General features: G+C 71.5%; 11 protein-coding genes (1 of these 11 only partly in view). 6 read left to right on the top strand and 5 right to left on the bottom strand.

The features are described from left to right. Positions 1–1,027 carry the 3' portion of a conjugal transfer protein gene (locus D455_RS36265; RefSeq protein ID WP_086003354.1) on the top strand. It extends 404 nt beyond the left edge of the window, so the window shows 1,027 of its 1,431 coding nt (coding positions 405–1,431); its start codon lies beyond the left edge, outside the window; it ends in the stop codon at positions 1,025–1,027. Positions 1,028–4,280: 3,253 nt separating this feature from the next. On the opposite strand, the gene thpD is transcribed toward D455_RS36265, so the two are convergent. Continuing rightward, entirely contained in the window at positions 4,281–5,189 is a 909-nt protein-coding gene (gene thpD / locus D455_RS0116395; protein ID WP_017571802.1) for an ectoine hydroxylase, read from the bottom strand. Positions 5,190–5,704: 515 nt separating this feature from the next. Between thpD and D455_RS0116390 the strand changes: the two genes are divergently transcribed. The 4 genes from D455_RS0116390 (at position 5,705) to D455_RS0116375 (ending at position 11,805) form a co-directional block, all read left to right on the top strand. After that, positions 5,705–6,364, top strand: a complete 660-nt coding sequence (locus tag D455_RS0116390; RefSeq protein WP_017571801.1) for an HNH endonuclease family protein — start codon at positions 5,705–5,707, stop codon at positions 6,362–6,364. A 190-nt stretch (positions 6,365–6,554) separates the two neighbouring features. Continuing rightward, positions 6,555–9,032, top strand: a complete 2,478-nt coding sequence (locus D455_RS0116385; protein ID WP_026122688.1) for an ATP-binding protein — start codon at positions 6,555–6,557, stop codon at positions 9,030–9,032. 256 nt (positions 9,033–9,288) lie between these two features. Continuing rightward, positions 9,289–10,359 carry a hypothetical protein gene (locus tag D455_RS0116380; RefSeq protein ID WP_017571799.1) on the top strand — a complete coding sequence of 357 codons (1,071 nt, stop codon included), beginning with the start codon at positions 9,289–9,291 and terminating at the stop codon, positions 10,357–10,359. 150 nt (positions 10,360–10,509) lie between these two features. Next, entirely contained in the window at positions 10,510–11,805 is a 1,296-nt protein-coding gene (locus D455_RS0116375) for a DUF6891 domain-containing protein (RefSeq protein WP_017571798.1), read from the top strand. 39 nt (positions 11,806–11,844) lie between these two features. Here D455_RS0116375 and D455_RS32265 read toward each other — a convergent pair whose 3' ends face one another. The 4 genes from D455_RS32265 to D455_RS32260 all read right to left on the bottom strand — a co-directional run bounded on the left by D455_RS32265 (position 11,845) and on the right by D455_RS32260 (position 17,441). Further along, on the bottom strand, positions 11,845–13,683 hold the full coding sequence (locus D455_RS32265) for a serine/threonine-protein kinase (protein WP_051064647.1): 1,839 nt from the start codon (positions 13,681–13,683) through the stop codon (positions 11,845–11,847). A 339-nt stretch (positions 13,684–14,022) separates the two neighbouring features. Then, on the bottom strand, positions 14,023–15,081 hold the full coding sequence (locus D455_RS30720; RefSeq protein WP_017571797.1) for a hypothetical protein: 1,059 nt from the start codon (positions 15,079–15,081) through the stop codon (positions 14,023–14,025). Between the two features lie 124 nt (positions 15,082–15,205). Continuing rightward, the gene (locus tag D455_RS34215; RefSeq protein ID WP_160167852.1) at positions 15,206–16,246 is read right to left on the bottom strand and encodes a hypothetical protein; all 1,041 of its coding nucleotides are present in this window, start codon (positions 16,244–16,246) and stop codon (positions 15,206–15,208) included. A 124-nt stretch (positions 16,247–16,370) separates the two neighbouring features. Continuing rightward, positions 16,371–17,441, bottom strand: a complete 1,071-nt coding sequence (locus D455_RS32260) for a hypothetical protein (protein WP_017571795.1) — start codon at positions 17,439–17,441, stop codon at positions 16,371–16,373. Positions 17,442–18,100: 659 nt separating this feature from the next. On the opposite strand from D455_RS32260, the gene D455_RS30710 reads away from it, so the two are divergent. Then, a partial coding sequence (locus D455_RS30710; protein ID WP_017571794.1) for a type IV secretion system protein occupies positions 18,101–20,019 on the top strand: 1,919 nt, incomplete at its 3' end.

Below are 20,019 nucleotides of genomic sequence, written 5' to 3'. Positions count from 1 at the left end.
GGCGGCCGTCCGAACAGCGGGTGGACGAGCACGAGACGACCGAGCACCAGGTGTCCGAAACCGGGGTCGCCCCGGAGCGGGACGCCGCCGTCCGCCCGTCCCGGGCCGACGCCCCGCCGCTGCGCGGTGTGAGCGGGCCCGGCGACCGCGCGCCGGTGACCGACGCCGAGGACGAGGCCCCGTACACGCCGGTCGAACCGGAGAGGGCGGTCCCGGCCGCGTCGGCGAGGGTTCCGGCCGCGGCCCCGCGTCTGCGCTCCCGGGACGCGCACGGGGCCGAGAGGCACTCCCCCGCGAGGACGGAGGCTCCCGCGAGGACGGAGGCCGCCCCCGCCCGGGGCCGCGCCGGGACCCCGGAGAAGGTGTCTCCGGCGGAGGAGGCCCCGGCCAGTCCGGAACGGGCACCCGTGGCCGTCGCCGCACGCCCCGAACCCGGGGAACGCCGTGCCCCGGAGGCCCGGGAGGACGAGCCCTCCGCGGTCGAGGCCTCCGGAGGGGCCCCCGGGACGCCCGGAGGGTCCCGGCGCGGAGTCGGCCGCCGCGTGCTCAACTACTTCGGTTTCGCCCTCGGCCCCGGGTCACACGAGTCCTCGGAGGGATCCCACCCTTCCGAGGCGGACACCGAGGACGCCCGGGAGCGCGCCGCCCAGGAGGCGCGTGGGGCTCGGGAGGGGCAGGAGGACTTCGACGAGGACTTCACGGCGGAACGGGTCTACGAGAGCGAGGGGGAGGAGCAGCGCGACAGCGACGCGTGGTTCGCCCGCCTGCGCGCCTCCTCCGGCGAGACCCCGGTGGGTCTGTCCTCCAAGAGCGCCTACGGCGTCGGCGACACCGCCGCCATGAGCAGGGACGAACTGAACGACGCGGTGGACGCCCGGCGCGCCGCCCGGGAGCGCGGTACGGGGGAGGCCGCGCACGTCCCCGCCACCGAGGAGGAGACGCCCGCCGCCCGGCGCCTGCGCGGACGTACGCAGGGCCTCAGGGTCGCCAAGGACCTGGAGGAGCGCCGTGCCGAGCGGGTACGTGAGCGCGGCCCCAAGGAACCGCGCACCGTACGCGCCCGCGGCCAGGGGCTTCCCGACACCGGTGAGGCTCCGGAGCGGCCCCGGCGCAGGGGACGCCCGCACGCCGCCCCGTGGGAGCTGGGGGAGGGGAGGACGGAGCCCGCCGAGGGCTACGCCGACCTGTCGGACTACGCGGCCCGTTACGCGGCGGCCACCGGCNCCCCGGCCCGCCCCGCCGCCGAGGCGGGGGCCGTGCCCTGGCTGCCGCCCTCCTCCGCCGCGCCGGAGGAGGAGCCCGGTGCGGGTGCGGACACCTCCGCCGACGCCGCTCCGGGCGGCGCCGACACCGGAACACGTGAGGAACCGGCCTACCAGCGCGAGGCCACCACGGACACCGGAGACGCCGCCGACACCGTTCGGGAGCGGACGGACGCGGGGGTAGGCGAGGAACCGGCCGACGGTCGCGAAGCCTCCATGGGCATGGGAGAGGCCGCCGCCAACGCGGTTCCGGGCCGCGCGGACCCGGAAGCACACGAGGAGCCGGTCAGCGAACCCCGGGTGCCCGCGCGTGGCGCGGACACCGCGAACACCGCGAACACCGCCGACACCTCGCGGAAGCCGTCGGCGCAGGCGTCCCCGTCCGCGGAGGACACCGACACGTCCGACAGCGGGCGGAGCGCCGACGAGCCCCGTGACACGGCCTCCGCGAAGGCGGAGGGCCGTCCCTCGGTCGCCCCCCGGCGCTCCACCGCCGCCCGCACGGACACCGCCCCGCCGGGACGGGCCACGGGCGCCTCCGACGACGTGGACGCCCGCGAGAGCCGGGAGCGGCCCTCCGAGGAGGAGACCGTTCCCCACCGCAGCCTCGCCGCCGGCGCGGACGCCGACGCGCCCGCAGCCGCGGCCCGCGAGGATTCCGCGGCCAGGCCCGCCCCGGAGCTCGACCACGGCACCGGCGAGCAGGACGCCATGCCCCGCAGGCCGCATGAGGAACCCGAGGACCGCGGTCCCGAGTGGAACGAGCACATGTCCGTGCTCGAACAGCACCTCATCACCGCGGACACCCCCGCGCCGCCACGTCCCAGGTTCGCCGACGCCGTGTCCTCGAAGGAGCGCGGCGGCGCGGTCGGGGACCCCGCGCAGTGGTTCGAGGACGGCAGGAAGCGCCACCCGGACCAGCCCAGGGTCGGTGACCGGGGCAACCCCGTCATCCCCGCCAGCGAACTGCGCGAGGAGAACGCCGCCCCCTCCGCCGAGGAGGACACCTCGGGAACCGGTGAGGAGGACCGGGGGGACGGTCAGGCCGCGCCGGCCCCGACCGACGGGCCCAAGCCGCCCACCCAGCTCGACCACGGAACCGGCGAACTCGTCAGCTTCGCGGAGGTCCGGGACGATCCCGGCCGCGGAGACGTCAACGTCCGCGCGGACTCCGTCACCGAACCGGTCCGGCGGCGTACCGTCTCCGACCTGGAGAAGGCCGAGGAGGCCGCCCTGGCGCGCCGCCGTGAGTCAGCGCGCCGCGACGCCTCACCGGCTTCCGGTGCCAGCGGGACCTCCGACGGGGGTCAGCCGGCCGCCGAGGCCCCGCGTCCGGGTGCCTCCGGGAAGAACCGCGACGACGCCTCCCCCCGCGCCCGGTGGAACATGCGCGCCACCGGTACCGCCGACGGCCGGGGCGCGGGTGCCCCGGAGGAGCCGGAACCGTCCACCTCCCGGCGGACGGAACGGGGTTCCGCTGGAGAAGGACGTACCGGTGCCGTCCGAGACCCGAGGGCCAACCCCAGCATGGCGGGCGCCCTCGAGAGGGAGCGGGCCTCGGCACGTACCGAGGACACCGAGCGCACCGGGAACCCCGAACGAACCGGGGACGCCGAACGCGCCGAGGGGCGGACGGACGCACCCGCGCGCACCGGGGAGTCTCCGGACGGCGCCCACGGGAGCGGGGCCTCCGGCTCCGGTGAGGGCTCCCAGGACGCCGGCGACCCGCACGACGGCGTCTTCCACCGGGTCGCGCAGAACGCGCGCAGGCTCGGACAGCTCTTCGGGCAGCCCGCACCCGGGGAGGAGCCCGAGCCGCCCGCCCGCGAGTCCAGGCCCGCCCTGGAGCTCGACCACGGCACCGGCGAACAGGAGCGCCTGGGCGACACCCCCAACGGCGTCCCCGCCCAACGGCCCGAGGACCCCCGACGACGGTCCGAGGAACCCGCCGGCGACTCCGGCGGCACCCGGGGCTGGCGCCGCCTGGCCAGGGTGGTCACCGGTGGCGCCGCCCCCGTCCGCTCGGACCTGCCCGCCAGTGACATCGAGCGGCTGCGCACCCCCCTGGACGGGCCGCGCGGCCTCGTCGTGCTGGGCTGCACCGGCGGTGCCGGGCAGACCGTCACCGCGCTGATGATCGGCCACACCCTGGCCGCGCACCGCGACGACCTCGTCGTCGCCGTCGACGTCAACCCCGGACCCAACGGACTCTCCCGCCGGGTCGGCGCCCAGACCCCTGAGACCCTCACCGGCCTGCTCGCCAACGCCGAGGCGATCCAGGACTACTCCGGCATGAGCGGTTACACCAGCCGCACCTCGACCGGCCTGGAGGTCGTGCAGACCCTGGACGACCCCTACGTGCAGACTCTCGACGACCGCGACTACGGCCAGCTGGCGTCGCTGCTCGGCGGCTTCTACGGCATCACCCTGCTGGACCCGGCGGCCACGGGCGTGGCGCGCGCCCTGCCGGTCGCCGACGGGCTGGTGTTGGTGGCCCCGGCCAATGCCGACGCCGAGCGCGCGGTCTCCATGACCTTCGACTGGCTGGACGGCAACGGTTACGGCGCTCTGCGCGCGAGGTCCGTACTCGTGGTCAACGGGGTCAGCAAGCGCAGCCTCCAGGACGTGGACGCCGCCGAGCGGGTGGCGCGCGGACGCTGCCGCGCCATCGTCCGCATCCCCTGGGACGACCACCTGGGCTCGTCCTACACCAGGATCGACGTGGGTGCCCTGCGTTCGGCCACCAAACGTGCCCACGGCGCCCTCGGCGGGGTGCTGGTCAACTCGCTCGCCCAGTGACGTCCTCGCCGGGGCCGCCCCGCTCCGGCGAGGACGTTCCGCTCTCGGGGCCCCTCCACGGCCGTGCTCGGTGCCGGGCACGGCCAGCGGAACCGGCGGGGCCAGGGACCACCTTCTCCAGCGCCGCTGAGGACGGCCGCGGGGCCCCGACAGAGGCGAGCCCCCGTGTGGGGCGGGTCCGCGGACCCGCCCCACACGGGGGCTCAAGGCGGTGGTGCGTCAGCGGCCGACGGGCGTGGTGTCGTGCGAGGCGAGGAAGCCCGGACGCGCGGCGGGGGCGCTGAAGGGCTTCTCACAGGCGTTCTCGACGCTGTTGAACACGATGAAGACGTTCGACCGCGGGTACGGCGTGATGTTGCCGCCGGAGCCGTGCATGCAGTTGGAGTCGAACACGGTCACGCCGCCCGCCGAACCGGTGAGCACGTCGATGCCGTGCTGGTCGGCCAGGTACGACAGGGAGTTCTTGTCGGGCGTGCCCACGTGCTGGCTCTTCAGCGAGGACCGGTAGTTGTCCTCCGGGGTCTCACCCACGCACGAGACGAAGGTCTTGTGCGATCCCGGCATGATCATCAGCGCGCCGTTGTGCGCGAAGTTGTCGGTCAGGGCGATGGAGAAGCTGCACGCCCGCATCCTGGGCATGCCGTCCTCGGCGTGCCACGTCTCGAAGTCGGAGTGCCAGTAGAACGAGCCGCCGCCGAAGCCCGGCTTGTAGTTGACGCGGCTCTGGTGCACGTACACGTCCGAACCGAGGATCTGGCGGGCGCGCTCCACCAGGCGCGGGTCGTTCACCAGGTCGGCGAAGACCTTGCTGATCTTGTGCACCTCGAACACCGAACGCACCTCGTCGGAGGTGGGCTCGACGATCACGCGCTCGTCCTTGCGCAGCTCGCTGTCGGAGCCGAGCCGCTTCAGTTCGGCGCTGTAGGTCCTGACTTCCTCGTCGGTGACGAACGACTCGATCTGCGTGTAGCCCCGACTGTCGTAGCCCTTGAGCTCGTCGGAGGAGAAGGGGCCGTCCCCGGAACCCCAGACGGTGGGGTCCTTGCGGTACAGCAGCGCGGGCTCGGAGGTCTTGCGGGTCGGGTAGTCGTCCTTGGTCGATGCCGGAAGATCCATCTGCAGAGTCATGGCCGATCCCCTGGCGGGGTCTCATCCTCTCTGAGGTCGACGGTTTTTCCTGCCGACACGTGAACTTAACAAAGGCTAGGCATCCCTCATTCACGCCCTTCTTGGGGTGGTGTTTAGGGGTCTTTGTTCTGGGTATGACAGCTATACTATATGGGGGAAAATTTGTGGGGGTGGATTTCCTTTTTCCTGTTCCGCCTTTCCCTTTGCGGGTGAATCCGACCGTTCACCTGCATGGCGTCACCCGGTGTGGTCGAGCACTGATCGGCGGGTGCATCATCGCAGGTCGTCCAGTTGCAGGCTCCGTCCCCGCAATCATTCGTCACGCATTGCACTTTTGCTGTGTGGTAGCTCACACGAATATGGTGCAGAGTTTGGTTCATAAGTTCCGGCGTCCGCGGCCCCGGAACTTCACCCCGATCCGGCCGGAATTCTCCGCGAAGGGCTGGCGTGAAAAGCTCGGTCATCGCACAGTAGTGGGGTCCGTGGTTTCCTCCGCCCGCTCAAAAGGAGAAAACGTGTCCCCGTACCCCCGCGCGCTCGCGCGCGCCCTGGCGGCGACCGCCGTGGCCGTCCTCGCCCTCGTACCGGGCTGGGCGGCACCGGCCGCCGCCGACCACGTCCTGCCCCCGGGCATCCCCAGCGCCTCGGAGGCCCGGAGCCAGCTCGACTCCCTCACCGTTCGGGCCAAGGGGCCCCAGACCGGCTACGACCGAAGCCTCTTCCCGCACTGGAACGTCGTCGACAGCCCCTGCACCGCACGCCAGCACGTGCTGGTCCGCGACGGCCACGACGTGGTGACCGACTCCGACTGCCAGCCCACCTCGGGCCGGTGGTACAGCACCTTCGACGACGTGTGGTGGGACGGTGACGTCTCCCAGATCAGCGTCGACCACATGGTTCCGCTCAGCGAGGCCTGGAAGACCGGCGCCTCCGACTGGACGACCGGCGAGCGAGCCGACTTCGCCAACGACGTGGACTCGCCCCAGCTGTGGGCGGTGACCGTCGGCAGCAACAGCTCCAAGGGCGACAGCGACCCCTCCGAGTGGATGCCGGACAACACCGCCATCCACTGCGACTACGTCAAGGCGTGGACCAACGTCAAGTACCTGTACGACCTCACGGTCACCCCGTCGGAGAAGTCCGCCATCCAGGACACCATCGACACCGCCTGCTGAACCTCCCGCTGAGGCCCGCGGCGGTCCGGTCACCCCGCTCCGGGGTTCCGGCGTGAGGTTCTGGCGCGCCGCAACCCCGTCCGCTTCTCCCGATCCCGGGCGATACTCCACTATGAAGGGGGCGAAGGCGGCGGGCCCGGTTATGCCCGACGGAGCCCACGCCACGCGACGCGACCAGAAGGGCGAAAAGATGACCGGCACCAGGGGGACCCGGGGCGCGACCCGCCTCGCGGTTCGCTACTTCGACGACCGTGTGCTGTTCAGCGACAGCGAGGCCTGGGCCTACTTCCGCCTGCCCACGGTCTCCTACGAGTTCACCACCCCCGAGGAGCGCCAGGCGCTCGCCACCAACGTCACCATCGCCCTCGCCGCCATCCGCATGAACGACGCCGAGGTCCACCTGCGCGTCGCCCACCGCACCTACCCGGCCGCCGACTGGGCCACCCGGCTCGACGCCACATCCGACGCCGGTCCCGGCTGGTACGACTACCTCGACGAGATGTACCGGCACGTGTGGGCCAAGGACTTCTGGACCAAGGAGGTCTACCTCGGCGTTCGCCTCGGCCAGCGCAACCCCGGCGCCGGACTCGGCCTGTTCTCCCAGCTGTTCGGCGTCTACCAGCGCACCGAGCAGGTCCTCGGAGTCAACGACGACGCCGTGGACGACAAGGAGATCGCCCGCTGGACCGACCAGGCCGAACGGCTCGGCCGCGCCCTGGCCGCCAGCTCCCTGCACGCACGCCACGCCACCTCCGACGAGATCGCCTGGCTCATCCGGCACGCCGTCAGCGGCACCGCCGAGGAGGTCCTGCCCTCGGCCACCGGGCGGCGCACCTGGGGCCGCGGCGAGATCGAGGCGCTCGTGGACGGCGTCGTGCACAACGGCCGCTCCTCGCTCCGGCTCGAACAGCCCGCCGGATCCACCCACGTCGCGTTCCTGTCCTTCGCTCGCTTCCCGGACCTCATGCCCTTCCCGGACGGCGAACCCTGGATGCACCACGCCGACGCGCTCCCGTTCCCGGTCGAGATGTCCCTCAGAATGAAGCTCATCCCGCCCGCCAAGGCCTCCAAGGACGTCGGCCGCAAGCTCGCCCACGCCCGCGACATGGACGCCCACATCCGCGAGGCCGGGGTGGAGGCGCCCATCGCGCTCGCCGAGCAGATCGACGCCGCCCGCATGCTGGAGCACGGCATCACCAAGGAACGCCTGCCGTTCGTCTACGGCTGGCACCGCCTCATGGTGTCCGCGCCCACCGAGCGCCTCCTCGTGCAGCAGGTCGAGGCGGTCGTGGAGCACTACCGCGACATCGGCATCGACGTCATCAACTCCACCGGCGACCAGTTCTCGCTGTTCAACGAATCCCTGCCCGGCGACCGCATCCGCCTCAACGCCTACGCCCAGCGCCAGCCGCTGCGCACCATCGCGGGCGGCATGCCCACCGCCACCGTCGACGTCGGCGACCGCGTCGACCACTCCGGCGGCGGCTGGGTGGGGCCCTACGTCGGCGAGACCCTCGGCCGCGCCCGCTCCATCGTCCACTTCGACCCCATGGTCGCCGCGGCGCGCAACAGGCCCACCGCCATCGCCATCACCGGGGAACCCGGCGGCGGCAAGACCACCCTCGCGCTCCTGATGATCTACCAGCTCGCCCTGCGCGGGGTCACCGTGGCCGCCATCGACCCCAAGGGCGACGCCGAGTCCCTCGTCGAACTGCTCAGGAACCGCGGCCGCAAGGCGCGCATGATGTCCCTCGGCTCGGCCCAGCCCGGCCTGCTCGACCCCTTCGCCTTCGGTGACGACCTGCCCGCCAAGAAGACCATGGCCACCGAGACTTTGCGCCTGCTCCTGCCCCGCATGAGCGAGGAGCGCGAGTCCGCCATGATCCAGGCCGTGGCCGCCGTCGCCAACCAGCCCCAGCCCTCCCTGGCCAAGGTCGTGGACCACCTCGTCTCCTCGCCCGGGGCGGCCTCGCGCAACCTGGGCGCGGTCCTCCAGTCCATGTCCGAGATGCGGCTGGCCAGCCTGTGCTTCGACCCCCAGGGCGACGCCCGCATCGACACCGAGGGCTGGACCACCGTGTTCACCCTGGGCGGGCTCACCCTGCCCGACTCCGGCGTGGGCCGCGACGACTACTCCTACGAGCAGCGTCTGTCCGTCGCCCTGCTCTACCTGGTGTCCCAGTTCGCCCGCCGCCTCATGAACGGCCTCGACCGGCACCTGCCCAAGGCGATCTTCCTGGACGAGGCCTGGGCGGTCACCTCCACGCCCGAGGGCGCCAAGCTCGTCCCCGAGGTCTCGCGCATGGGCCGCTCCCGCAACACCGCGCTCATCCTCGTCTCCCAGAACGCCGGTGACCTCCTCAACGAGCAGGTCACCAACTGCCTGTCCTCGGTGTTCGCGTTCCGCTCCAGCGAACGCTTCGAGGTGGAGAGCGTCATGTCCCTGATGGGCGTGGAGGCCAACGAGGACCACCTCGCCGTCCTGCGCAACCTGGGCAACGGCGAGTGCCTGTTCCGAGACCTGGACGGCAGGGTCGGGCGGATCGGCGTCGACCTGGTCTCGGAGAACCTGCTGCGCTGGCTGGACACCAACCCCACCCGCCAGCGTCCCGGCGAGGAGAAGGCCACGGATCTGGTGTCCGCCGCCGGGAGCGACGAACCGGTCTGAGCGGGACGGCCCAACGGGCTGGCCGAAAGCGGAACGGGCGTGACACGAGAGGTCCGCGCCTTCCGCCGAACACCCAGGTCGCGGCGGAGGGGCCGGGGGCACGCGAACAACCCCCGGCAAAGGTGTGTGGGGCGCCTGATTCGGGGCGCTCCAGGGTGGGCATCCTCCTATCCTGTCGGGTTTCTCCCCGAGTGCCCCGACTTCCTTCCCCGTCCCCGCACCCCCGACCGACCCCACCACTCACGAGGGACCGCCCATGAGTGAGGACGTCATCCGGCCGCGACCCGTCATCGATCCCGCCCTGCCACGGTCGTGGCACGAGGACGCCCTCCGGAAGGCGCGGGCCCCCGAGCCGCCCCCACCCGGGCGGGACGCCGAGGAGACACCCACCCGCAGGACACGGCTGCGCGAGGGTGCCGTCCAGGTGTTCGGCGTCGGACTCACCACGGCCCTGGCCCTGCTCACCGCGGGCTGGTACCTGGCCATGGTGGTCGCCGGTATCAGCCTGGTCGCCTACGTCGCGGCCCTGGCCTGCCGACGGNNCACCCCCCCCGCCACGCGGCTCGCGGGCCTCGCGGCCGGTGCTGGCGTGCTGGCCGCCGCCCCGGCCTGGCTGGTGGACATCGTGGCCCAGGACCCCTCCCCGGGCCTGCCGTGGACCGTGTTCGGGATCCTCGTCGCCCTGGTCACCGCCGACACCCTCACCGCCCGGGTGCGGCGGTCCGACGGCGAACACGAACGCGAACACGTCATCCTGCCCGAGGACCTCAGCGAGGCCGACCACGCCCTCCTGGCCCGGGTCCAGCACACGATCGACCTGGTGAGCGAGGCCCGCGTCGACCTCGGAGCCGAGGCCCTGGACACCGACCGGGCGCTGACCGTCCTGCGCGACCAGGAGTGGCGCATCGCCTCGGTCCTGGCCCGGCAGCGCGAACTGCGCCGCGCCCACCTGCGCCGCTGGCAGCGCGCGGCCTCCCCGCGCGTCAGGGAGGCGCTCAAGCCCCAGCGCGAACACCTGCACGCCGTCGAGGAGGCCGTGCGCGCCCGGGTCGACCAGATCACCGAGTACGGCCGCCTGGTCGAGCGGGCCGTGGCCGCCCACCGGGAGTGGGAGCAGTGCCAGGAGGCGGTGGACTCGACCGCGGAGTACACCGACCACCTGGCCTCGGCGGACTTCCTCGGCATCCGCTCCGCGGACGTCTCCGAGCTCGCCGCCACCGCCGCGCTCGCCCGGCGGATCCGCGACGAGCACGTCGAACACGCGCTCCTGCTCGGCAGCCGCCTGGCCACGGACGACGCCCCCTCCCCCGCGGGCACCGGTCCCTGAGCCGCGGCCGGGGCCCACCGCGACCGGCCCCGCACCCTCCCTCCGTGGGGGGAGGAACCCGCGTGCGGAATCCGTAGTTGACCGGATGCGGACAGCGAGGACTCGGGCGATCGGTCCCCAAAGGACTCCGGGGTCTGACACATTGGGCGCATGAGCGAAGTCTGGGAGAGCGCCCACCCCCTCACCGTGGCCAGGGAGAAGATGGCGGTGCGGGTCGCCTCGGGCCGTACCGGGTACGTGGAGATCCTCCAACGCGCCCGACAGGACGTGCTCGACGCGCTGGGCGGCGGCGACCCCGACGATCCGCGGACCCGCGAGGCCCTCTCCCAGATCCACGGTGACCTGGAACAGGCCCTGACCGACCACGCCCACCGCCAGCGCCGGTGGCCCTCCCGCATCGACGGCGACCGCCTCACCCGTGCCTTCCGCGCCCTGGACGAGTCGGGCATCATGGCCCGTGAGGAGTTCTTCTGCTGCGAACCCTGCGCCAGGGACGAGCTGGACAACGAACTCCTGCTCCGCAACTCCCCGGGGTCCCCCGACGCTCCGGTGCGCGGATACGCGTTCTACCACCGCCGGGACGCCGCCCGGGCCTTCGCGGAGGGCACGCTGACCGTCCGCTTCGGCGCCAGCCACCCGATCCGCCTCGCGGCCGTCGGCGAGGAGGTCGCCGAGGCCCTGCGCGCCCACGGGCTCACCGTCGACTGGGACGGCGACCCCGACGGTGACCTCCGCGTCCGCATGGACTGGAAGCGCCGCCGCCTCGGCCGCGGGGCGGCCGTCCCCGGCCCCGCCGCGGACGGCGAACCCATGGTCCACGCCGCCTTCAGGCACCCCGGCTTCTTCGAACTCCCCGAGTGGATGACCCGCTACCAGGGCAGTGTGAGCGTCCGGGAGCTCTCCCGGATGGTCCTGCCCTGGCTGCCCGCCGTCTGCACCGCCGTCCTGAGCATCGGCCTGGGCCGCACCATCGTCGTCGAACGCGACTTCGACCTCCTGCGCGTCGAGGGCAAGCCCGCGCTGCCCCGCGAACACGTCGAGGAACCCCTCAGCCGCTGGGTGGTGGGCGGCGTCTGGCCCGAGGAGGAGGCCCGCTCCGCCGGAACCGGGCTGCTGGACGTCCACTACGCGGACTTCGCCGAGCAGGGTTTCGAGTCCCTGGACTACCCCTGCGCCATGGAGACGGCCGAAGCCCGGCACCTCGTCTACCAGCTCACCCCCAACAACGGAACGTTCGCGGCGTTCAGGGCGCCGGGCGACGAGGTCATCCAGATGCTGTGGGAGCACGGGCCCCGGCTGTGGATGGAGAGCCCCTCGGTCGCCGAGGGCGTGTCGCGGGGCCGCCACGTCACCCTGGCCGAGGCCGAGGAGATGGTGCGCGTCCTGGCCGACGAGGGCCGTGTCGCCCTGGCGGACCTGGGCGGTCTGCGGGTCGTCCGCTGGTGAGGGAACCGGGGCCCGCGGCGCCGCGCGGTCCGGCGGCGTTCAGCGCACGCCCGCGCCGAACCCGAAGTAGGCCCGCGACCTCGGCGGGACCAGCAGCAGTCCGACGACCACCAGGTTGAACACCAGCATCAGCCCGTAGAACAGCAGGTAGTCGGGGGCGTAGACCACGACACTGAACAGGGTGAACACCAGCAGCACCGACACCACGAGCTGCAAGAGCACCACGGCGCCGTAGACGATGCGCGACCGCGTCATCACCCCGACCGCCGCGGCGGCCGACACGAGCCCCCACAGGTACTGCAAGGTCACCGAACCCCAGCCCACCTCGGCGGTCCCACCGGCCACCTCCACCGTGAACAGGACCGCCAGCACCAGCATGTAGCCCGCGTTGAGCCCCAGCAGCACGGTCGACGTGATCACCGACCAGGGCGCGGACATGGTGGGCCTGCCGGGCTTGGCGGGGCCCCACGAACCCTGGCCGCCGCTGACCGGCGCGCCGACGGGACCGGGGAACGGGCCCTGATGCCCCTGCCGCACCTGCGGGCCGGGAGGGGCGGGCGGGCCGGGAGGTCCGGCCTGCGGACCGGGCAGCGGGGCACGACTCGTCGGCTGTCCCCCTGTGGGGGAGAAGCGGCCGGTCGCCTGCCCGGAGACCCCGTGCTGCGGCACGGCCTGGGGTCCCGTCGGCCGGTAGGCGCCGGGAACGGGGCCCGGGACGGGACCGGGGACCGCGGCGGGGTTGTGCGGCACGGGGTTCACGGGCCGGTTCGGACCGGTGCTGGGAACACCCGGGGCCATCGGGCCGTTCGGGCCCGACTGGTGGGGCGGCAGGGGCGGGTGGTTCGGCCCGCCCAGATCACCCGGCCCCCCGTGCCAGGGTGCGTTCGGCGTCGGCTCGGGCGCACGCGGCCCCGTCCCGTGGGACGTCGGCCACCCCCCGTCCGACGGGTCGGCCGGGGAGTGGCCGACCGCGTTCCGCGGTCCCGTCCCGTGCGCGTCCCGCGGACCGGTTCCGGCGTCGCCGCCCCGCCCCTGAGCCCTCTTCTCCCGCTCCAGGAGGGCGAGTGCCTCGTCGGGGTCGGGCCGCGCCTCCGCGTCCCGGTTCAGGAGCGCACCGATCAGCGCCCGCATCGGTCCGCTGCCGGGGCTGTGCGGGCCGTCGTCCAACGACAGCCGCGGCGGCATCGGCGAGGTCAGCACCGCGGTGATGATCCCCGTGATGCTCTCCCGCTTGAAGGGCGAACGTCCCTCCAGCAGCGCGTACAGGGTGACGCCCAGGCTCCACAGGTCCGACGCGGGCAGCGCGCGTTTGCCCTCGAACCGCTCCGGCGCCATGTACTCGGGCGATCCGATGTACACGCCGGTCTGGGTGAGGGCGGCGCCGCCGTCGACGTTCGCGATCCCGAAGTCGGTCAGCACCGTCCGGTCGTCGTCGGTGAGCATGACGTTGGCGGGCTTGATGTCGCGGTGGGTGACCCCGGCCGCGTGGGCGGCCTTCAGGCCGCTGAGAAGCGACCTCGCGGCCTCCTCGACCCGTTCCACCGGCATCGGTCCGTGCTCGTCCAGGTGGCTCTGGAGCGACGCGCCGCTGAGCAGCTCCATCACGATCCACGGGCTGTCGTCGTGTTCGAGGACGTCGTGGACGGTCACCACCGCCGTGTTGCTGATCCTCGCGGTCGCCTGGGCCTCGCGCAGCGTGCGGGCGTGCGCCTCGGCGCGGGCCTCGGGGTCCATGCCCTGGGGGAGGAGGACCTCCTTGATGGCCACGTCGCGCTGGAGGGAGGGGTCCCAGGCGCGCCACACCGTGCCCATCCCGCCTGCTCCGAGCCTCTCCCGCAGCTCGTAGCGGCCGACGGAGGAGCGACCGGGGGTGGACATAGGCGCGCGTCCCTTCTGGGGGTGGGGAAGACGGGAAGGGGGGGATGACGATGTGCAGGACAATCTATCCGAGAAAGGACAGGGCACGGCACTTTGTGACACTCGTCCGTGTTCTTTCCACCATTCTCCCCCGGCATTCGGACAGTTCACTTCGGGAGGGAGGCCGATCACGGCCATCGACGCGGAAGCGGCTACGGCACGGGCGTGTCGGGGTGCGGCGAACACGGCCGGTGACGCCGGGGGTGGGAAACGTGATGGTGTCGTGGTGGATGGTCGGCGGGGCCGGCGAAAGGGCTCCGCGCCATTTTCGCGGCCTCGTTTTCACGGCGTTCCCGTGACTCACTCCGTCACCGCCACGATGATCTCCTCGACTTCTCCCGCCTCCGCCAGTCGGACGTGTTCGGACAGTTCCGCCATGTCGATGTCGGGGAACGCGATGGTCGGAGCGCCCTGGTGGTCGTTCGGCATGCTCGTCATGAGGTAGGCGGCGACCCCGTCGGCGATCTCCAGGCGTGCCTCCACGAACTCGGTCTCCCCGTCGTCAGAGGAGACGGCGATGACGGCGTCCCCGTGTTCCTCGCACGCCCACGGCCCGCCCTCGGACCCGCACAGTTCGTACCGGCGGGGCCAGCCCGCCCCCGCCGTCGACGCGAGGGACTCCACGCGCAGCTTCAGGGTGAACCCGTCGAGTTCGGGGGAGGGATCGACGGGCGCGTAGACGATGGAGAGGCTCTCCTCCTGCACCTCACCGTCGACGAACCCCATGTTCGACGGCTCCCAGTCGGGAGAGTCCAACACGGCGACCGGGAAGGGGAACCCGGCCAGCCCCCGCATGAGCTCCTCCCGCTCCTCCTGGTCCTCCCGCTCCGCCGACACCCAGGACCCGCCCGTGAGCAGCAGGGCCGCCGCGAGGATCGCGGCGAGGGCGACGGGGACTCTGCGCCTGACGCGGCGGCTCCGGGCCAACCCCCATCCGGTCGCCCCGAACAGGGACAGCAACAGGCAGGTGAGCGGCAGGAACCAGAGGATCTGGACGTTCATGGCCAACGCCACGAACGCCTGGGCGCTGGCCAGGAGGACCGCCGCGCTCAGGACCGTGGGGAACTCCCCGGGGTGGGGAGCGTCCAGGCGCCTCAGGACGGACATGACCAGGAGGTGCGCTCCACCGGTCACGAGCAGGGCGACCGTTCCGAACAGGGCGGCGGAACCCGAGTCGCCGTAGTACGAGCCGAGGCCACCGAAGAACACGCAGACCAGCAGGACCGTACCCACCACGAGCGGGTGCACGATGGCGGAGACGGCCACCGTCGAGAGGGCGCCCGGGCCGAGCGCGGGCGGGGGATCGGGCACGGACGCGGAGCCGGGCGGAGTGGGTGGGGTCGGGGGAGCGGTGCTCACGGGGCCTTCACGGGATCAGGGGACGGGGATCACCTCGGTGTGACGCCCCCGGGCGTTCCCGGGTTCCACGCGAAGGAGGGCGGGGGGACGTCCCCGGCCGCGCCTCCCGTGTCCTCCGGGTGGTTCAGTCCGTCACCGCCGCGGCGACCTCCTCGGCGTCCTCGGGTCCGGCCGTGCGGACGTGCTCGGCCAGCGCCGCCATGTCGATGTCGGGGAACTCGACGAAGGGATCGTCCCGGGCGTCGTCCGGCATGTTCGTCGTGAGAGTGGCGATCATCCCGTCGGCGACCTCCACGCGCGCCTGGAGCGAACTGATCACGTCCCCCGACGCGCTGGTGGCGACGACGACGCCTCCGTCCCCGCGTACCTCGCACTCCGCGGTTCCGCCCTCCGTGAGACACCCCTTGTACAGCGGAGCCCAACCCGTCTCCTCCTCCGGTACGGCGGGTTCGACGCGCAACGTGAGGCCGAACCCGTCGGGTTCGAAGGAGGAGTCGACGGGAACGTAGTCGACCGCGGTCGCGGGGAGACCGCCGTCGATCCACACGTCCGACGGCTTCCAGCCGGGCGCGTCCAGTACGGCGATCGGGACGGGAGGCTCGTCGAAGGCCCGGACGATCCCCTCCCGCCTCCTCTCGCGCTCCTGCTCGGCCATCACCCACCACACGCCGCTGAGCAGCAGGGACACCGCGACGGCCGGTGCGAGCGCGACCGCGAGCCGGTGGCGGTTCCGAAGCGAGGCCAGGACGGTGAGGCCGAGCAGGGACGTCAGGAGGCAGACGAGGGGCAGGAGGAACAGGGGGAGGGCGGGCCCGAAGTCCAGGAAGAGCACCATGAACGCCTGGACGCTGGTCAGCAGCACCGATGCCGTCAGCATCGCGGGGAACTCCCAGGAGCGCGGAACGCCCTTGAGCCGCCGGGTGGCGTCCCGGACCTGCCCGTGTCCCATGCCGACCGCGATGAGGACCACCCCGGCGACCACCGCGATGATGACCAGGTCGCGGGGGAGGCGGACAGGGCCGAGCCACAGCCCCGCGACCGCCAGGAGTACGCCCAGTACGAGCGAGTGCGTGACGGCGAACTTGAGCATGCTCCTGAGGGCGCGGTCGGCCCTGCTCGGACGGCGACGGCGGGCACCGGAGGAAGACTTGGGGGAGTTACTCACGGGTCCTTCACGAGGTCAGAGGGACGGGGATCACCTCGGTGTGACGCCCCCGGGCGTTCCCGGGTTCCAGGTGAAGGAGGGCGGGGGTCGCCCCCCGGCCCCGCTTCCGCCGCGTTCCCACCGATCAGTCCGTCACCGCGACGGCGATCTCCTCGGCCTTCCCCGGCTCCGCCAGTCGGATGTGCTCGGACAGTTCCGCCAGGTCGATCTCGGGGAACGCCGTGTTCGGATTCTCCTCGTAGTAGTCGTCGGGCAGGTACACCGTGAGCCTGGCGATGATCCCGTGGGCGACCTCCATACGCACCTGCGCCTGAGCCCCGTACCCACCCCGGTCGGTGGCGATGACGGCGTTCCCGCGTTCCACGCAGTCCCAGGTGCCGCCTCTCGGATCGCACTCCTCGCGGAGCGTCCACCTCATCTCCTCCCGCAGAACCTCGCTGTGCAGTGCGAGGCCGGCCCCGTCGAGCTCGGGTGAGGGGTCGACGAGCACGTAGCCGATGCTGACCTCGGGAGGGTCGACGTCGAGCCTCATGCTCGACGGCTCCCAGCCGGGCGAGTCCAGCACGACGATCGGGAGGGGGTGTCCGGCGACGTCCGACAGAAGCTCCTCCCGCCTCTGCTCGCGTGCGTGCTCGGCCGCTCTCCATGACAAACCCACGAGCCCCAACGCCGTCGCGACGACCAGGACGAGCGCGAGCGGAAGCCTGAGTCCGCGGCGGTGCCGGGTGAGCGCCCACCCGAGGGCCCCGAACAGGGACGGTAGTAGGCAGGGGGCCGGGAAGGGCTGGGACACCAGGGGAGGCAGAAACCTGGCCGTCTGTAGCTGGACGAAGCCCAGGACGAACGCCGTGCTCAGGATCGTGGAGAACTCCCAGGGCCGGGGAACGCCCAGGTGGCGCAGGAGGAGTAGGACCAGGAGATGCATGACGCCGATCAGTGCGGTGGCGATCGCGCTGATGTGGAGTATGAGCACCGGGTTCGTGGAATCCGCGCTGAGAAGGGTGGAGAAATCCAGGAACCGCAAGGCCACGGCCATCAGCAACGGGCACAGGACGGTGGCCATGGCCATCACCTGCACGGCACCCGGGCTGAGGGCGGGCTCGGGAGTGCTGGTGGAACCGGGAGTCGGGTCGGGCGCGGAGTCGTCGGTGGGGTCGGGGTCGGGACCGGACGGTGACGCGGGGGTGCTGCTCACGGGCGTCCTCACAGAGGCGGGGGCACGTGGTGTGAGGTTCTCGGAGGTTCCCGGGTTCTGACCGCAACCGGCCATGGGCACCTCCGGGGACGGGGCGCCGTCCGGGCCGGAAGGGACGGCTGGGGCGGGTGGTGAGGGGCGCGGCGCGACCGTGGACCTATGTCAGGTTTCGGTCCTGCGTCAATGCGAACTGGGGATCCAACCGAAGGCGACGCTGACACCGGGTGTCAGCCTGATTTGTGACCTGGTGTCCACTTTTGGCGGTGAAACTGAGTGTGACGCCCCTCATAGTGGCGAGGTGGGTAGGAAATTGTGGCCTTGCGGTTTTTGGGTGTTTCGGAGGGCCGTTCGCGCCTACTACCTGCATAAATAGGGGTGCGAGTCGCCTTTGTCCCCCCTGGTGTGAGCATGTCGGCGACGAGAAGCGGAAAACCCGTCGCGTTGCACTCATCTCCTCACCGGGTGATGGCGCACCATAGAGGATGGGGTACAGACATGGGGGCCTCGCGGTCGTGCGCACCCGCGTGCGGTAGGCACGTGTGCGCGGGAGCGTTCGTGGGGCCCGGTGTCTGCGAACATCGCCCTCGGCCGAACCACGACGCAGGAGCCAGCAGATGACGCATCAGCACGTCCGACGGCGGGGATGGCGACGCCTCCTGATGACGTTCCTGTTGCTGACCGGGTTCATCGTGCTGCCGCTCACCGGTGCTCAGGCGAACCCGCTGTGCCCGGGGGAACCCGCGCCTCTGCCGGAGTCGGCGGGGAGCGGTGCCGACGGCCTGCTCGTGCCCCCGCAGTCGCAGTCCTCCATCGAGGGATCCCCGGACGGGTTGCCGCCGGACGCCAGCATGTACGGCCAGTACGGAACGGCTGGCATGCAGTGGCACATGATCACCGAGTCCTGCGTCGACGGAATCAGCAACGGGGCACAGGCGACCCTGGCCAACACCGCCTGGGACCTGTCCAAGACCATCAACCAGTCCACGATCACGGTCTACCAGGCCGCCACCTCCGACGGTCTTCTCGCCAGTTTCAACGAACTCGTCGAAAACGTCATCGTCACGCTGAGGGAGGGTATCTGGCGTCCGCTGATTCCCACGGTCGTCATTCTCGGCGCTCTGTGGCTGGGCTGGTACGGGCTCATTCGGAAGAGGATGACGCTCACGATTCAGTCGGCCGTCTGGATGGTCGCGGCGACGGCTCTGGGTTTCTGGATCCTGGTCAACCCGTCCCAGATCATGGGTATGGCCAGCAGTCTGGTGAACTCCGGCAGCCAGTTGGTGACCAGTGCCGTCGGGCAGGTTCCCTATGGGGGAGGGTCGGGGACGTGTCCATCTGGAGCTGAGCCACCGGAGAGGGCGGAGTGGGAGTCCGAGGCTGACTTCCAGGTCAGGCGCAACGCGGACATGATGTGGTCGAGCCTGGTCTGCCAGCCTTGGGTAGCTGGTCAGTTCGGGAACGGGGATGTCGCTGAGTCAGCTGCGCACATTCATGGAGTCGATCTCGTCGCAGCTCAGGGAATCAGCCGTATCGAGCAGCAGCAGATTGCTGACGAAGAAATCGATGCGAATGAACTCGTTACGCAGAAACAAGAAGCATACGAAGCAATCGCTGCTGACGTGCAGGAGTACTACCCTAGTGTCTATCCGCTCTTTTCCGGGGAGGATCAGGGGAGTCGTCTGAGTGTGGCTACTCTTGCTCTTTTTTCCTCGGTCTTCGCCGGAGGCCTGATTCTCGCTGGGTCTGTGGCGCTCATTGTATTGAAGATCGCATTCCTGCTTCTCTTCCTTCTGGCGCCTATATTCCTGCTCATCGGTATTCACCCAGGCTACGGGCGCATGGTTCTACTGCGCTGGGTTGAGCTGTTGATCGGCTTCCTGCTCAAGCAGATCTTCATCGTGCTCCTGATCTCCCTCCTGGTGATGTGCTACGGCCTGGTCATGTCCACCAGTCTTGGGTGGGGCTTGCAGATGATCCTGCTGTCCCTCTTCACCGTGGCTCTGTTCGTCTACCGCAAGCCCTTCGCCTACCTGTTCACCTCGGTCAACGCGAATACCTTCACCTCTCGCATCGTCAGCGACGCCGCGCAGAGCCAGGCGCTCAGCAGGAGCGCGACGGTGCTGCCGCCGGTCGCCAACCTGAAGGCACAGGCGTGGGGCCTGCGGAGGGGACCGCAGATCGCTGGTGTTGCCGCAGGTGTCCCTGCGGGTGGTGGAGCGACCCCGACCGGTGGTGTCGACACCGGAGCCAGCGACGATGCCCCGGCCGATGGCGGACCGGTTCGCGCGGACGGAGCACGGGCACGCGGCGTCGCCGGATACGGCAGGGTGCGCGACAACGCCGCTCCGCCCCTCAACGTCACCAGGAGCACGCCGTCTGGTGGTAGCGGCGGCGCACGGTCTACCGGTTCCGCCCGCAACGCCGACCAGGCACCGAGCCTCTCCGGCAGTGGCGGAGGTGACTCCGGTTCCATTCCGCCCCGCCCCAGTGGTGGTTACACCGGCACGGGGGACAGCGGCTGGGCCTCCGTGTTCGGCACGGACTCCGGTGGTCGTAGTGGTTCCAGCCGCCGCGAATC

Source organism: Nocardiopsis halotolerans DSM 44410 (assembly GCF_000341065.1).
Classification (GTDB): domain Bacteria; phylum Actinomycetota; class Actinomycetes; order Streptosporangiales; family Streptosporangiaceae; genus Nocardiopsis; species Nocardiopsis halotolerans.
Note: the sequence above shows the minus strand (reverse complement) of the source record. Positions and strands in the feature narration are given on the sequence as shown.

What these genes read in the sequence shown, in the direction of transcription:
- D455_RS32265 (WP_051064647.1), bottom strand. Translation starts at nt 13,683, where the DNA reads ATGTCCACCCCCGGTCGCTCCTCCGTCGGCCGCTACGAGCTGCGGGAG.
- D455_RS0116385 (WP_026122688.1), top strand. Translation starts at nt 6,555, where the DNA reads ATGACCGGCACCAGGGGGACCCGGGGCGCGACCCGCCTCGCGGTTCGC.
- thpD (WP_017571802.1), bottom strand. Translation starts at nt 5,189, where the DNA reads ATGACTCTGCAGATGGATCTTCCGGCATCGACCAAGGACGACTACCCG.
- D455_RS0116375 (WP_017571798.1), top strand. Translation starts at nt 10,510, where the DNA reads ATGAGCGAAGTCTGGGAGAGCGCCCACCCCCTCACCGTGGCCAGGGAG.